The sequence below is a fragment of the Pseudomonas sp. NPDC088444 genome, assembly GCF_044900175.1.
Classification (GTDB): domain Bacteria; phylum Pseudomonadota; class Gammaproteobacteria; order Pseudomonadales; family Pseudomonadaceae; genus Aquipseudomonas.
On the sequence record NZ_JBJDNK010000011.1, the window covers coordinates 215,176 to 230,085 of the forward strand.

Annotated in this window: 8 protein-coding genes and 1 pseudogene; 7 read left to right on the forward strand and 2 right to left on the reverse strand. The window is 61.1% G+C overall.

Annotation, left to right across the window (positions count from 1 at the left end; translation table 11 throughout):
* Window positions 1–30: 30 nt before the first annotated feature.
* Window positions 31–183, reverse strand: a pseudogene (locus ACI2KB_RS22065) (aldo/keto reductase); the annotation flags it as partial.
* Between the two features lie 145 nt (window positions 184–328).
* Here ACI2KB_RS22065 and tpx point away from each other — a divergent pair.
* The 7 genes from tpx to ACI2KB_RS22100 all read left to right on the forward strand — a co-directional run bounded on the left by tpx (window position 329) and on the right by ACI2KB_RS22100 (window position 13,125).
* Window positions 329–829 carry a thiol peroxidase gene (tpx, locus tag ACI2KB_RS22070; protein ID WP_404637915.1) on the forward strand — a complete coding sequence of 167 codons (501 nt, stop codon included), beginning with the start codon at window positions 329–331 and terminating at the stop codon, window positions 827–829.
* A gap of 211 nt (window positions 830–1,040) precedes the next feature.
* The gene (locus ACI2KB_RS22075) at window positions 1,041–2,369 is read left to right on the forward strand and encodes an MdtA/MuxA family multidrug efflux RND transporter periplasmic adaptor subunit (RefSeq protein ID WP_404637917.1); all 1,329 of its coding nucleotides are present in this window, start codon (window positions 1,041–1,043) and stop codon (window positions 2,367–2,369) included.
* Entirely contained in the window at window positions 2,366–5,467 is a 3,102-nt protein-coding gene (locus tag ACI2KB_RS22080; RefSeq protein ID WP_404637919.1) for an MdtB/MuxB family multidrug efflux RND transporter permease subunit, read from the forward strand. The genes ACI2KB_RS22075 and ACI2KB_RS22080 overlap by 4 nt, the downstream gene beginning before the upstream one ends.
* Window positions 5,464–8,571 carry an efflux RND transporter permease subunit gene (locus ACI2KB_RS22085; RefSeq protein ID WP_404637921.1) on the forward strand — a complete coding sequence of 1,036 codons (3,108 nt, stop codon included), beginning with the start codon at window positions 5,464–5,466 and terminating at the stop codon, window positions 8,569–8,571. The genes ACI2KB_RS22080 and ACI2KB_RS22085 overlap by 4 nt, the downstream gene beginning before the upstream one ends.
* Window positions 8,568–10,058 (forward strand): efflux transporter outer membrane subunit, encoded by a 1,491-nt coding sequence (locus tag ACI2KB_RS22090; RefSeq protein WP_404637923.1) that lies wholly within the window; start codon window positions 8,568–8,570, stop codon window positions 10,056–10,058. Before ACI2KB_RS22085 ends, ACI2KB_RS22090 begins: the two co-directional genes overlap by 4 nt.
* A 128-nt stretch (window positions 10,059–10,186) precedes the next feature.
* A complete protein-coding gene (locus ACI2KB_RS22095) occupies window positions 10,187–12,277 on the forward strand; it encodes a putative bifunctional diguanylate cyclase/phosphodiesterase (protein ID WP_404637925.1) in 2,091 nt (696 codons plus the stop codon).
* 101 nt (window positions 12,278–12,378) lie between these two features.
* Complete coding sequence (locus tag ACI2KB_RS22100; protein WP_404637927.1) at window positions 12,379–13,125, forward strand: SDR family oxidoreductase; 747 nt, start codon at window positions 12,379–12,381, stop codon at window positions 13,123–13,125.
* 153 nt (window positions 13,126–13,278) lie between these two features.
* Here ACI2KB_RS22100 and mapR read toward each other — a convergent pair whose 3' ends face one another.
* On the reverse strand, window positions 13,279–14,724 hold the full coding sequence (gene mapR, locus ACI2KB_RS22105) for a GntR family transcriptional regulator MpaR (protein ID WP_404637929.1): 1,446 nt from the start codon (window positions 14,722–14,724) through the stop codon (window positions 13,279–13,281).
* Window positions 14,725–14,910 lie beyond the last annotated feature (186 nt).

The following is a 14,910-nucleotide window of genomic DNA, read 5'->3' on the forward strand; positions in this document are numbered from 1 at the left end:
TCCCGCGTCCGTGTACCACCCGCCCGCGACTGCAGTCACACCTTGGTCCGCCGCCAGTTGCTGCACTTTTTCCACCAGCAACAGGTTCTTGGTGAAGTTTTCGCCCTGAAAGCGCGGGCTACTGCGACGGTAGTCATCGGCGGCGAAGTCGTCCGGGCTTTTCAGGGCCCCGGTGCGCGCGCCCCAGTCTGCTGGACAAACCGTCATCAGAAGGTGGACCCTGAACAACAAAATCGCGTCTACCGGTAGGTCGCCGCGAGGATTCGTGGTTAACTTCCGGTCTTGTCGTAAACCGAACCCTGCAACCTCCAGAATAAGGACTCAGCTCATGGCTCAAGTGACTCGTAGAGGCTCTCCGGTACAGATCAGCGGCGAACTGCCAACAGTCGGCAGCAAGGCGCCTGCTTTCAAGCTGGTCGGTAGCGACCTGGCCGACGTGACCCTGGAAACCTTTGCCGGCAAACGCAAAGTGCTGAACATCTTCCCGAGCGTCGATACCCCGACCTGCGCCACCTCCGTGCGCAAATTCAACGCCCAGGCCAACGAGTTGAACAACGCCGTGGTGTTGTGCATCTCCGCTGACTTGCCGTTCGCGCAGGCGCGTTTCTGTGGCGCCGAAGGCCTGGAAAACGTGAAGAACCTGTCCACCATGCGGGGCGCAGACTTCATGGAAAACTACGGTGTGGCTATTGCGGACGGCCCGATGGTCGGGCTGACCACCCGCGCTGTCGTGGTACTGGATGAAAACAACACCGTTCTGCACAGTGAGCTGGTGCCGGAGATTGGCCAAGAGCCGAACTACGACGCGGCACTGGCTGTTCTCAAGTAAGTTGTCCGGTTGCGTATTGCCCGATCTGTCGTGGCAATACTTCGCAACATATAGCGGCCTGACCTGATCAGGCCGTTTTTTATTTGCACTTCAGCACGTTACCGCATCGCTCAATGCGTAAATTGCCGGTAAAGGTTCTTTGCTTGGTTGTCAACAGTGCTTATTGTTCAGCCTCCCGAAGATGCCCCCACGCACACTGGTTGACTTATTCATGCAATCGTCTGGTCCTCGTAACTCCCGTCGCTGGCTGTTCAGCCTGTTGGTTCTCTTGATCGTCGCAGGCGTTTGCTGGCATTTCTGGCCGGGTTCGTCGGCAAAAACCGACGCCACGGCACAAAAAGCCGAGCAGCCGCACAAAGGCGGCAACCGCAGCGGTGCGCCGGGGCGCATGGGCGGAGCGTCGCGTCCGGGCTTCGGCGGTTCGACCGGCCCGGTTCCGGTGCGCGTGGCGCCTGCGACCACGGGCGATTTCCCGATCTTCTACAAGGCACTGGGCACCGTCACGGCGATGAACACCATCAACGTGCGCAGCCGCGTCGCGGGCGAACTGGTGAAGATCAACTTCCAGGAAGGCCAACAGGTCAAGGCCGGTGATCTGCTGGCGGTGATCGATCCGCGCAGCTACCAGATCGCGTTGCAACAGGCTGAAGGCACACTGATGCAGAATCAGGCGCTGCTGAAGAACGCCCAAATCGACGTGCAGCGCTATCGGGACCTCTATAAAGAAGACAGCATCGCCAAACAGACCCTCGACACCGCAGAGTCTCAGGTCGGCCAGTACCTGGGCACGATCAAGACCAATCAGGCAGCCGTGGGCGACGCAAAACTCAACCTTGAATTCACCCAGATTCGCGCGCCGATTTCCGGGCGCATCGGCCTGCGCCAACTGGACGTCGGCAACCTCGTCGCGGCCAACGACACGACTGCACTGGCGGTGATCACCCAGACCAGACCGATCACGGTCAATTTCACCCTGCCGGAAAAAGACCTTGCCGACGTGCTCAGCCACTACCGCAACGGCGACACGCTGTTGGTGGAAGCCTGGGACCGCGGCGATGCGAAGCTGCAAGCCAAAGGCGTGCTGGCGAGCATCGACAACCAGATCGACCTCACCACCGGCACCCTGAAATTCAAGGCACGCTTCGAGAATGAAAACGAAGCGTTGTTCCCCAATCAGTTCGTCAATGCACGGCTGTTGGCCAACACCCTGAAAGGGGTCGTGCTGGTGCCGTCGGCAGCGGTGCAGTTCGGGGTCAACGGCACGTTCGTCTATGTGATGGACGGCGACAGGAAAGTGCGCATCCGTCAGCTCAGGACCGGCCCGAGCGACGAGAACTCGACCGTGATCACCGAGGGGCTTGCAGCGGGCGATCGCGTGGTGCTGGAAGGCACTGACCGCCTGAAGGACGGCAGTGAGGTCGAAGTGGTCAACGACAGCAAGGAGGTTCCCGTTACGCCGGGCCAGAAGTTGCAGGGCAAGCCGTCGAAAGAATCCAGTGAGTCTGCAGACGCTGAGCCTGTGCAGAAAGGCAACGTATGAACCTGTCACGCCTGTTCATCCTGCGGCCGGTTGCCACCACGCTGAGCATGCTGGCCATCGTGCTGGCCGGTCTGATCGCCTACACGCTATTGCCGGTGTCCGCACTGCCGCAGGTGGATTACCCGACCATTCGCGTCATGACGCTGTACCCCGGCGCCAGCCCGCAAGTGATGACCAGCGCGGTGACTGCGCCGCTTGAACGTCAGTTCGGGCAGATGCCGGGGCTGACACAAATGGCCTCGACCAGTTCAGGCGGTGCCTCGGTGATCACCCTGCGCTTCAGCCTCGACATCAACATGGACGTCGCCGAGCAGGAAGTGCAGGCGGCGATCAACGGCGCCACCAATCTGCTGCCCAACGACCTGCCTGCACCGCCGACCTACAACAAGGTCAATCCGGCCGACACCCCGGTGCTGACGCTGGCGATCACCTCGAAAACCATGCTGTTGCCCAAGCTCAACGACTTGGTCGACACGCGCATGGCGCAGAAGATCGCGCAAATCAGTGGCGTGGGCATGGTCAGTATTGCGGGCGGGCAGCGTCAGGCGGTGCGCATCAAGGTCAACCCCGAAGCGCTGGCGGCCAACGGGTTGAACCTGGCAGACGTACGCACGCTGGTCAGCGCCTCCAACGTCAACACGCCGAAGGGTAACTTCGACGGCCCGACCCGGGTATCGATGCTCGATGCCAACGATCAGCTCAAGTCCCCGGAGGAATACGCCAACCTGATTCTGGCTTACAACAACGGCGGCCCGTTGCGCCTCAAGGACGTGGCGCAGATCATCGACGGCGCTGAAAACGAGCACCTGGCCGCGTGGGCCAACCAGAATCAGGCGGTCTTGCTGAACATTCAGCGCCAACCGGGCGCCAACGTCATCGAGGTGGTGGACCGGATCAAAGCGATGCTGCCCAGCATCACCAACAACCTGCCTGCCGGGCTGGACGTGGTGGTGTTGACCGACCGCACCCAGACCATCCGCGCCTCGGTGCGCGACGTACAACACGAACTGCTGATCGCCATCGTGCTGGTGGTGCTGGTCACCTTCCTGTTCCTGCGCCGCCTGAGCGCGACGATCATTCCATCGGTCGCCGTGCCGCTGTCGCTGGTGGGCACCTTCGGTGTGATGTACCTGGCCGGGTTCTCGGTGAACAACCTGACGTTGATGGCGATGACCATTGCCACGGGGTTCGTGGTCGACGACGCCATCGTCATGCTGGAAAACATTTCCCGGCATCTGGAGGAGGGTGAGTCACCGCTGCAGGCGGCGCTCAAGGGGGCGAAGCAGATCGGCTTCACGCTGGTGTCGCTGACCATTTCCCTGATTGCGGTACTGATTCCACTGCTGTTCATGGCCGACGTGGTCGGGCGACTGTTCCGTGAATTCGCCATTACGCTGGCCGTGGCGATCCTGATTTCGTTGGTGGTGTCCCTGACCCTGACGCCGATGATGTGCGCGCGCCTGCTCAAGCGCGAACCCAAAGAAGTGGAGCAGGGCCGGTTCTACCGCGCCAGCGGCGCCTGGATCGACTGGCTGATCGCCGGTTACGGGCGTCAGTTGCAGTGGGTGTTGAAACACCAGCCGCTGACCCTGCTGATCGCCATTGCGACGTTGGGCATCACGGTGCTGTTGTACCTGGCGGTGCCGAAAGGCTTCTTCCCGGTGCAGGACACCGGCGTGATTCAGGGCATTTCCGAGGCGCCGCAATCGGTGTCCTTCGCGGCCATGAGCGAGCGTCAACAGGCATTGGCGAACATCGTATTGCAAGACCCGGCCGTCGAGAGCCTGTCGTCCTACATCGGCGTCGATGGCGACAACGCCACCCTCAACAGCGGGCGAATGTTGATCAACCTCAAGCCTCACGGCCAGCGGGATGTCACGGCCACGCAAGTGATTCAGCGTCTGCAACCGCAGGTCGATCAGTTGTCAGAAATCCGCCTGTTCATGCAGCCGGTGCAAGACCTGACCATCGAAGACCGCGTCAGCCGCACGCAGTATCAGTTCAGCATGTCCTCGCCGGATGCCGACTTGCTGGCCGAATGGAGCGGCAAGCTGGTGGATGCGCTGGCCGAACGCCCGGAATTGACCGATGTGGCCAGCGATCTTCAGGACAAAGGGTTGCAGGTCTATCTGAATATCGACCGCGACGCGGCCAGCCGTCTGGGGGTGAACGTGTCAGCGATCACCGACGCGCTGTACGACGCCTTCGGTCAGCGGCAGATTTCCACTATCTATACGCAGGCCAGCCAGTACCGCGTGGTGCTCCAGGCCGCCGCCAGCAATGATCTGGGGCCGAAGGCGCTGGAGCAGATTCACGTCAAGACCACCGACGGCGGGCAGGTGAAACTGTCCAGTCTGGCGAAAGTCGAGCAGCGTCAGGCGCAACTGGCAATTGCCCACATGGGCCAGTTTCCGGCGGTGATGATGTCGTTCAACCTCGCGCCGGGCGTGGCCTTGGGCCAGGCGGTGCAGGTCATCGAACAGGTGCAGAAGGACATCGGCATGCCGATCGGCGTGCAGACCCAGTTCCAGGGCGCCGCCGAAGCCTTTCAGGCGTCGTTGTCCAGCACGCTGCTGCTGATTCTGGCGGCAGTGGTGACCATGTACATCGTGCTCGGCGTGTTGTACGAAAGTTACATCCACCCGATCACCATCCTTTCGACGTTGCCATCGGCGGCCATCGGTGCGTTGCTGGCGTTGATTCTGAGCGGCAACGACCTGGGCATGATCGCCATCATCGGCATCATTCTATTGATCGGCATCGTCAAGAAGAACGCGATCATGATGATCGACTTCGCCCTCGACGCCGAACGCAACCGGGGCGTTGATCCGCAAAAGGCGATTTACGAGGCGGCCTTGCTGCGCTTCCGGCCAATCCTGATGACCACGCTGGCGGCGTTGTTCGGTGCCATCCCGCTGATGTTCGCCACCGGTTCCGGCGCTGAACTGCGTCAGCCACTGGGACTGGTGATGGTGGGTGGGCTGCTGGTCAGTCAGGTGCTGACGCTGTTCACCACGCCGGTCATCTACCTGTACTTTGATCGTCTCGGGCGTCGCTGGTCCTCCAAACCCGCATCGCTAGAACAGGCCGACGCATGAACCTCTCGGCCCCCTTCATCCGCAGGCCAGTAGCGACCATGCTGCTGAGCCTGGCGATCATGCTGCTGGGCGGCATGAGCTTCGGCCTGTTGCCGGTGGCGCCGCTGCCGAACATGGATTTCCCGGTGATCGTGGTCAGTGCGTCTCTGCCCGGTGCCAGCCCGGAAATCATGGCGTCGAGCGTGGCCACGCCGCTGGAGCGTTCCCTGGGCACCATTGCTGGGGTCAACACCATGAGCAGCCGGTCGAGTCAGGGCAGCACGCGGGTCATTCTGCAATTCGATCTGGATCGGGACATCAACGGCGCGGCGCGGGAAGTGCAGGCGGCGATCAATGCCTCGCGCAACCTGCTGCCCAGCGGTATGCGCAGCATGCCCACCTATAAGAAGGTCAATCCGTCGCAGGCGCCGATCATGGTGCTGTCGTTGACCTCGGATGTGCTGGAAAAGGGCCAACTGTACGACATGGCCTCGACCATCCTGTCCCAGAGCCTTTCGCAGGTGAAAGGCGTCGGCGAGGTGCAGATCGGCGGCAGTTCACTGCCAGCGGTGCGGGTCGAACTGGAACCCAAACTGCTGGATCAGTACGGCGTGTCACTGGATGACGTGCGCACGACGATTTCCGGCTCCAACGTCCGGCGCCCCAAGGGCTTCGTCGAAACGGACGAACACAACTGGCAGGTGCAGGCCAATGACCAGTTGGAGAAAGCCAAGGATTACGAGCCGCTGATCATTCATTACGCCAATGGCGCCGCCCTGCGCCTCAAGGACGTGGCCAAGGTCAAGGATTCGGTCGAAGACCGCTACAACAGCGGATTTTTCAACGACAAGGCGGCGGTATTGCTGGTGATCAACCGTCAGGCCGGGGCCAACATCATCGAAACGGTGGCTGCGATCAAAGCCCAGTTACCGGCGTTGCAGGCGGTGTTGCCCGCCAGTGTCAAACTGGACCTGGCCATGGACCGCTCGCCGGTGATCAAGGCCACGTTGCATGAGGCGGAGATGACCTTGCTGATTGCCGTGGTGCTGGTGATCATCGTGGTGTTCCTGTTCCTTGGCAATTTCCGCGCTTCGTTGATCCCGACGCTGGCGGTACCGGTGTCGCTGGTGGGCACGTTCGCGATCATGTACCTGTACGGTTTCTCGCTGAACAACCTCTCGTTGATGGCGTTGATTCTGGCCACCGGACTGGTGGTGGACGACGCCATCGTGGTACTGGAGAACATTTCCCGCCATATCGACGAAGGTGTGCCGCCGATGCAGGCCGCGTACCTCGGTGCCAAAGAAGTCGGTTTCACCCTGTTGTCGATGAACGTCTCGCTGGTGGCGGTGTTCCTGTCGATCCTGTTCATGGGCGGTTTGGTCGAAAGCCTGTTCCGTGAGTTCTCGATCACACTGTCGGTGTCGATCGTGGTTTCGCTGATCGTGTCGCTGACCCTGACGCCGATGCTTTGCGCGCGCTGGCTGAAACCCCATGTCCCCGGATCTGAAAACCGCCTGCAACGCTGGAGTCAGCGGGTCAACGACCGTATGGTCGCCGCCTATGATCGCAGCCTGGGCTGGGTGCTGCGCCATCGCCGTCTGACGCTGCTGTCGCTGTTGGTCACCGTTGGGGTCAACATCGCGCTGTATGTCGTGGTGCCCAAAACCTTCCTGCCACAACAGGACACCGGCCAGTTGATGGGCTTTGTGCGGGGCGACGACGGGCTGTCGTTCTCGGTGATGCAGCCGAAGATGGACGTGTTCCGCAATGCCATTCTGAAGGACCCCGCCGTAGAAAGTGTCGCCGGGTTCATCGGTGGTAACGGCGGCACCGGGAACGCGTTCATCATCGTGCGGTTAAAGCCCATTTCCGAGCGCAAGATCGGCGCCGAACAGGTCGTCGAGCGTCTGCGCAAGGAAATGCCGCCCGTGCCGGGCGGGCGCCTGTTCCTGCAACCCGATCAGGATCTGCAACTGGGCGGTGGGCGTGAGCAGACCACCTCGCAGTATCAGTACATTCTGCAAAGCGGTGATCTGGAAAGCCTGCGCGAGTGGTACCCAAAAGTGGTCGCGGCGCTCAAGTCGCTCAAGGAATTGACCGCCATCGACGCTCGGGACGGCGGCGGTACTCAGCAAGTGACGCTGATCGTCGACCGCGATGCCGCCAAACGTCTGGGCATCGACATGAACATGGTCACCACGGTGCTCAACAACGCTTACAGCCAGCGCCAGGTGTCTACCATCTATGACCCGCTGAACCAGTATCAGGTGGTCATGGAGGTCAACCCGAAATACGCCCTCGACCCGGTCACGCTGGATCAAGTGCAGGTCATCACCGCGCAGGGCGCGCGGGTGCCGCTGTCGACCATCGCCCACTACGAGCGCAGTCTGGAAGACGATCGGGTCAGCCACGACGGCCAGTTTGCGTCCGAGAACATCTCGTTCGACCTCGCCGAAGGCGTGGATCTGGATCAGGCCACGGTAGCCATCGAGCGCGCCGTCGCCGCAGTGGGCTTGCCGGAAGACGTGATCGCCAAGATGGCCGGGACCGCCGACGCTTTTGCCGCGACCCAGAAAAGCCAGCCGTGGATGATCCTCGGCGCGTTGGTGGCGGTGTATCTGGTGCTTGGCATCCTGTACGAAAGCTACATTCACCCGCTGACGATTCTCTCCACGCTGCCCTCGGCCGGTGTCGGCGCGCTGTTGAGCATTTACCTCACGGGCGGCCAGTTCAGCCTGATTTCGCTGTTGGGCCTGTTCCTGCTGATCGGCGTGGTGAAAAAGAACGCCATTCTGATGATCGATCTGGCGCTGCAACTGGAGCGCAGCAGCGGCATGACGCCGCTGGAGTCGATCCGCAATGCCTGTCTGCAACGCCTGCGCCCGATTTTGATGACCACGCTGGCGGCGATCCTCGGTGCTGTGCCATTGCTGCTGAGCAGTGCCGAGGGGGCGGAAATGCGCCGCCCATTGGGCCTGACCATCATCGGTGGCCTGGTGCTCAGCCAGATTCTCACGCTCTACACCACCCCCGTGGTTTACCTTTACCTCGACCGTCTGCGCCACCGCTTCAACGCCTGGCGCGGTGTGCAGACGGATGCCGCTCTGGAAACGCCGCTATGACCGACACCTTGAACCGACGCGCCTTACAGCGGAATCAGCCGTTTCGACGGACGTTCGGCGTTGCCTTGTGCGCGCTGCTGCTCAGCGCTTGTGCGGTCGGTCCCGACTACAAAAAGCCCGACGTGACCACCCCGGCGCAGTTCAAACAGGCCGAAGGCTGGACCCAAGCCAACCCAAGCGACGCCATCGCCCGAGGTGCGTGGTGGGAAATCTACGGGGATACGCAGCTCAATGGTCTGGTGGAAACGCTCAACCGTTCCAACCAGACCGTCGCCCAGTACGAGGCGCAGTACCGACAGGCCGATGCGCTGGTAAAAAGCGCGCGGGCCTCGTTCTTTCCGACGCTGGACCTGACCACCAGCAAGAACCGTTCAAGCCAGGGCACCGGCAGCAGCAATTCGAGCCTGAGCAGTTCCAGCAGCGGCATTCGCAATACCTACAACGCGCAACTGGGCGTGAGCTGGGAAGCCGACGTGTGGGGCAAGTTGCGCCGGGGCCTGGAAGCCGACAAGGCCAGCGCTCAGGCCAGCCTCGCGGACCTGGCCTCGATGCGCCTGAGCCTGCAATCGCAACTGGTGCAAAACTACCTGCAATTGCGCGTGATCGACGAACAGAAGCGTTTGCTGGAGGCCACCGTCGAGGCCTACGAGCGTTCGCTCAAGCTGACGCAGAACCAGTATCGCGCCGGTATTTCCGGGCAGGACGCCGTGGCGCAGGCACAAACCCAGCTCAAGAGCACCCAGGCCGACCTCATTGACCTGGCCTGGCAGCGGGCGCAGTACGAAAACGCGATTGCCGTGCTGATGGGCCAGCCCCCGGCTGATTTCAGCCTTGCGCCGACCACCACCGTGCCCGTCTTGCCACAGATTCCTGCTCAATTGCCGTCGCAACTGCTGGAGCGTCGTCCGGACATCGCGGCGGCTGAACGTTCGGTGATGGCGGCCAACGCCAACATCGGTGTGGCCAAGGCCGCGTATTACCCCGATTTCACCCTGAGCATGAATGGCGGCTACAGCAGCAGTACGTACAGCAACTGGCTGACGCTGCCGAACCGTTTCTGGTCGGTCGGGCCGCAAATGGCCATGACCCTGTTCGACGGCGGTCGACGCAGTGCTGAAGTCGACCGTACCGAAGCGGTTTACGACCAGACGGTCGCCCAATACCGCCAGACGGTGCTCGACGGCTTCAAGGAAGTTGAAGATTACATGGCGCAATTGCGCGTCTATGAACAGGAAGCGAGTGTGCGTGAGGAGGCCCTGCAAGCCGCGCGCAATTCGCTGCGTTTGACAACTAATCAGTACAAGGCCGGATTGATTGGCTATCTTGATGTAGTGAACGTGCAAACCACAGCGTTGAGTAATGAACGTAGCGTGCTGACGCTGTTGCAAAGCAGACTGATTGCCAGCGTTCAATTGATCGCGGCACTGGGCGGTGGGTGGAACGCTCAGAGCGGTCTGTCGCAGGATCCGGAGATATCCAGACGGTAAGCATGGACAAAATGGCGCGGTGCCATTATTTCGACGGAGCGACGCGACATTTCTGCCGATTTCGGTAGAATCGCCCCCGAATTCATTGGGCTGCAAAGCCTTGGTCGTTGAGTCGTGAGTCGCGCCCCATGTTGATTGGACACTACACGTTGTCGCTGGTCCTGGTTTCCATTCTCGTGGCCATTTTGGCGTCCTACACGGCGCTGGATCTCGCCGGGCGGATTTCCACCGCCAAGGGCAGGGCGAGGGTCATGTGGATCTGTGGCGGCGCTCTGTCCATGGGCATCGGGATCTGGTCCATGCACTTCATCGGCATGCTGGCGTTCAAGCTGCCGATCGACCTGGGCTTTGAGCTGACCCTCACGTTACTCTCCCTGCTGGTCGCCGTTCTCTCGTCCGGCTTTGCGCTGTGGCTGGTCAGCCATCATCACGTTCCGCCATTGCATATTCTGTTCGGCGCACTGGCCATGGGCGTCGGCATCAGCACCATGCACTACACCGGCATGGCCGCGCTGCGCATGCAGCCGGGCATTGATTACGATCCGACCCTGTTTGGCGCCTCGTTGCTGATTGCCGTCACTGCATCGGGCGCCGCGCTGGGCATCGCACTCAAGTTGCGCAAGGAAAGCCCTTACATTCGGCTTCTGCGCGGCGGTGCTGCCGTGGTCATGGGCTTTGCGATTGTCGGGATGCACTACACCGGCATGGCGGCGGCGAACTTCCCGGAAGGCAGTTTCTGCGGCGGTGCCGTGACCGGTCTGCGTACCGATGGCCTCGACAAACTGGTGCTGATCACCAGCCTGGCCGTGCTCAGTATCACGCTGCTGACGTCGGTGCTGGATGCCCGACTGGAGGCACGCACCGCGCAGTTGGCCAAATCCCTGAGCGAAGCCAACCGTGAACTGACCCAGTTGGCGTTGCACGACACGCTGACCGGCTTGCCAAACCGCATTCTGCTGGCGGACCGGATCGAGCAGGCGATGCGCAAAGTCGACTCACAAGGCGGCCTGTTTGCGCTGATGTTCATGGACCTGGATGGTTTCAAACCGGTCAACGACGCATTTGGCCACCATGTGGGCGACCTGTTGCTGCGGGAAGTGGCGTCGCGCATGCGTGAAAACTTCCATCGCCACGACACCTTGGCGCGCATTGGTGGCGACGAATTCGTGTTGTTGGTGGAACTGGAAGAAATCGATGACGCCACCACGGTCGCCTCGCGGCAGGTGTCGCTGGTCAACAAGCCGTTCAACGTGCAGGGCCACGACCTGCAAGTGACGGTCAGCATCGGCATCAGCCTGTATCCCGGCAATGGCCGCACTCAACAAGAGTTGCTGATGAACGCCGACGCGGCGATGTACCACGCCAAAAGTGCGGGCAAGAACGGCTACAGCTTCTTCGACGCCTCGATGAACACCAACGCCCGCAATCAACTGCAACTGCTGCAAGACTTGCGCATCGGCCTGCGTGACGGGCAGTTCTGTCTGCATTACCAGCCCAAGTTCGCGGCCGGTTCGGGCGAGCCGATTGGCGCCGAGGCGTTGGTGCGCTGGAATCACCCGGACCACGGTCTACTGATGCCGGACAAGTTCATCGGCCTGGCCGAAAAAACCGGCCTGATCATCAACATCGGCGAATGGGTGCTCAACGAAGCCTGTCGGCAAATGCGGGTCTGGTACGACGCCGGTTACACGCACTGGCGTATCGCGGTGAACCTGTCGGCCTTGCAGTTCTGTCATGCGGGATTGGTGAAAGTGGTGGGCCGGTCGCTCTCGGCGCATGGCCTGCCCCCCAATTGCCTGACCCTGGAAATCACCGAATCCACCGCCATGAGCGACGCTGATGCGAGCATGAAGGTGCTGCAACAGCTGTCGGACATGGGAGTGGACCTGTCCATCGATGATTTCGGTACAGGCTATTCCAGCCTGATGTACCTCAAACGCCTGCCGGCCAATGAGCTGAAGATCGACCGCGGGTTCGTCCGCGACCTCGAGCGGGACAGCGATGATGCGGCGATTGTTTCTGCCATCGTGGCACTGGGCCAGGCGCTGAACCTGCGCATCGTCGCAGAAGGGGTCGAAACCTCCAGCCAGCAAAGCTTCCTCACCCAGTTGGGATGCCACTCGCTGCAAGGTTATCTGCTCGGACATCCATTGCCAGCCGACCGCTTCATGGCGGATATTAGCGCGGCGCACAAACGCGTATCCGCACACACACGTTGACGTTTCACGCTTTGCATAACAGGGGTTCGTCCCGCGTGTCGGCCAGCGCAGCCGATGCGGGGACGAGCTCGAAAAAGATTGAGCATTGATTCGGACATCCCATGGATAAAAACCTCCTTATTACGGGTGGCTCCAGAGGTATTGGGGCGGCCACGGCAGTTCTGGCGGCGTCACAAGGTTATCGCGTTTGCATCAATTACCTTTCCGATCACGGTGCCGCTGAACGGGTCTGTGCCCAGATTCGCGAAGCGGGAGGGCATGCCATCGCCGTTCAGGCGGACGTAAGCAACGAAGACGAAATCATTCATCTGTTTTCCCGGGTGGATGCCGAACTGGGGCGTATTGATGCCCTCGTCAACAACGCCGCCACCATTGGCGAAAAATCCCGAGTCGAGCACATGTCGGAATTCCGCATGCTCAAGATCATGATGAGCAACGTGGTCGGTCCTATGTTGTGCACCAAGCATGCGCTGCTGCGTATGCTGCCTCGTCATGGTGGGCACGGCGGGAGTATCGTCAACGTGTCTTCGGTGGCCGCGCGGTTGGGTTCGCCGGGCGAATACGTCGATTATGCGGCGTCCAAAGGTGCGCTGGACACCTTCACCCTGGGGCTGGCCAAGGAAGTCGCGGGCGAGGGCGTGCGGGTCAATGCGGTGCGACCGGGTTACATCTTCACGGATTTCCATGCCTTGAGCGGTGACCCGCAGCGCGTGACCAAGCTTGAACCGACCATCCCCATGGGGCGTGGCGGGCTGGCGGACGAAGTGGCCGAAGCAATCCTGTGGCTACTGTCGGACAAGGCCTCATATTCGACCGGGACGTTCGTCGATCTGGGGGGCGGACGCTGAAGCACCGCGTCTGATCTTGATCTTTTAACGCAACAGTCCAGACGCCGCCGAACGCGACTTGCGCTCAGCCTGCACGCAAGTCGCGTTCGGCGGTGGCTGAGCCATCGCGTACGAAGATCAAGTCAAAAGCAACGCGGCGCGGGACTGAGGCGGTTACAGCATTGATCGAATGATCTTGCCCAACGTCTCCATCGCCCGCTCTGATGTGTCACTCCACGGGCTGCCGTAATTCAGACGGATGCAGTGCTTGAAACGCCGGGTCGGCGAGAAGATCGGGCCGGGGGCGATGCTGATGCCCTGGGCCAGCGCCACCTGAAACACTTTCAGCGAATCGATCTGTTCTGGTAGCTCCAACCACAGGAAATAACCGCCCGAAGGCTGACTGACCCGGGTCTGCGGCGGAAAGTAACGTGCGACGGCGCCGAGCATGGCGCGCAACTGATCCTCCAGGCTGATGCGCAACTTGCGCAAATGCCGATCATAACCACCGTGTTGCAGGTAATCGGCGATGGCCGCCTGCGCTGGCATCGAGGCACACAGCGAGGTCATCAGTTTCAGACGTTCGACCTTCTGTGCATAACGCCCGGCCGCAACCCACCCCACTCGATAACCAGGCGCGAGGCTCTTGGCAAACGACCCGCAATGCAACACCAGCCCTTCGGTGTCGAATGCTTTCGCCGGTTTCGGCGCGTGTTGGCCGTAATACAGCTCGGCGTAGACGTCGTCCTCGATCAGCGGCACCTCATGCTTGCGCAGCAGTTCCACCAGTTCCCGTTTGCGTGCTTCGGGGACGCTGGCCCCCGTGGGGTTCTGAAAGCTGGTCATGCTCCAGCAGGCCTTGATCGGGTAGCGTTCCAGCGTCTGCTCCAGCACCGCCAGGTCAATGCCGGTGTGCGGATGCACGGGGATTTCTACGGCCTTGAGTTTCAGGCGCTCAAGCACTTGAAGGCAGGCGTAGAACGCAGGGGCCTCGATGGCCACCAGATCGCCCGGTTCGGTGACGGCTTGCAAGCACAAATTCAGCGCTTCCAGTGCGCCGTTGGTGATCAACAACTCCTCCATGGGCAGCATTTGCCCGGCCACCATGTAGCGCAAGGCAATCTGCCGACGCAGCACCGGATTGCCCGGCGAGAGGTCGCTGACTACCATGCTCGGGTCCATGTCACGGGTGGCGCTGGCCAGCGAGCGGGCCAGGCGTTGCAGCGGGAATAATCCTGCACTGGGAAACGCTGAGCCGAAGGGCACCGTATTCGGGTCCTTGATCGATTCGAGCACCGAAAACACCAGTTCGCTGACATCCACCTCAGTGGATTCACTGACCTGCGGCTCTGTCAGGCTGTCCAGTACCGCAGGCACGTCGAAACGCTGGGCGGCAAAGGTTTCGTTGATCAGGCTGTCGTTGACGAAGTACCCGGAGCGAGGTCTGGCTCGGATCAGCCCACGGCGCTCCAGCAAGTAATACGCCTGGAATACAGTGGAGGGGCTGATGCCGTGGGTCTGGCTGGCATAGCGCACGGAAGGCACGCGCTGACCGGCAGCCAGTACGCCGGAGCGAATCAGCTCGGCAATGTCGTCGGCAAACTTTTCATAACGCTTCATGGCGGGCTCGCTGAATATCCGGTGCAGGGCAGGGTGACAGCCTGTTAGCCCCGGACTATGCGCCTGGTAGCGGTTTCAGTACAGGTGCAGATTTTTCGATAAACAGCGGATCAGATGAGTTGCGCACATAAAAAAGCCGCGAACCCGGTATCTCGGACGGGTTGGCGGCTTGAAGGACATCCATCA

Coding starts and splice junctions, on each gene's coding strand:
- tpx (WP_404637915.1), top strand. CDS start 329: ATGGCTCAAGTGACTCGTAGAGGCTCTCCGGTACAGATCAGCGGCGAA.
- ACI2KB_RS22075 (WP_404637917.1), top strand. CDS start 1,041: ATGCAATCGTCTGGTCCTCGTAACTCCCGTCGCTGGCTGTTCAGCCTG.
- ACI2KB_RS22085 (WP_404637921.1), top strand. CDS start 5,464: ATGAACCTCTCGGCCCCCTTCATCCGCAGGCCAGTAGCGACCATGCTG.
- ACI2KB_RS22080 (WP_404637919.1), top strand. CDS start 2,366: ATGAACCTGTCACGCCTGTTCATCCTGCGGCCGGTTGCCACCACGCTG.
- ACI2KB_RS22095 (WP_404637925.1), top strand. CDS start 10,187: ATGTTGATTGGACACTACACGTTGTCGCTGGTCCTGGTTTCCATTCTC.
- ACI2KB_RS22090 (WP_404637923.1), top strand. CDS start 8,568: ATGACCGACACCTTGAACCGACGCGCCTTACAGCGGAATCAGCCGTTT.
- ACI2KB_RS22100 (WP_404637927.1), top strand. CDS start 12,379: ATGGATAAAAACCTCCTTATTACGGGTGGCTCCAGAGGTATTGGGGCG.
- mapR (WP_404637929.1), bottom strand. CDS start 14,724: ATGAAGCGTTATGAAAAGTTTGCCGACGACATTGCCGAGCTGATTCGC.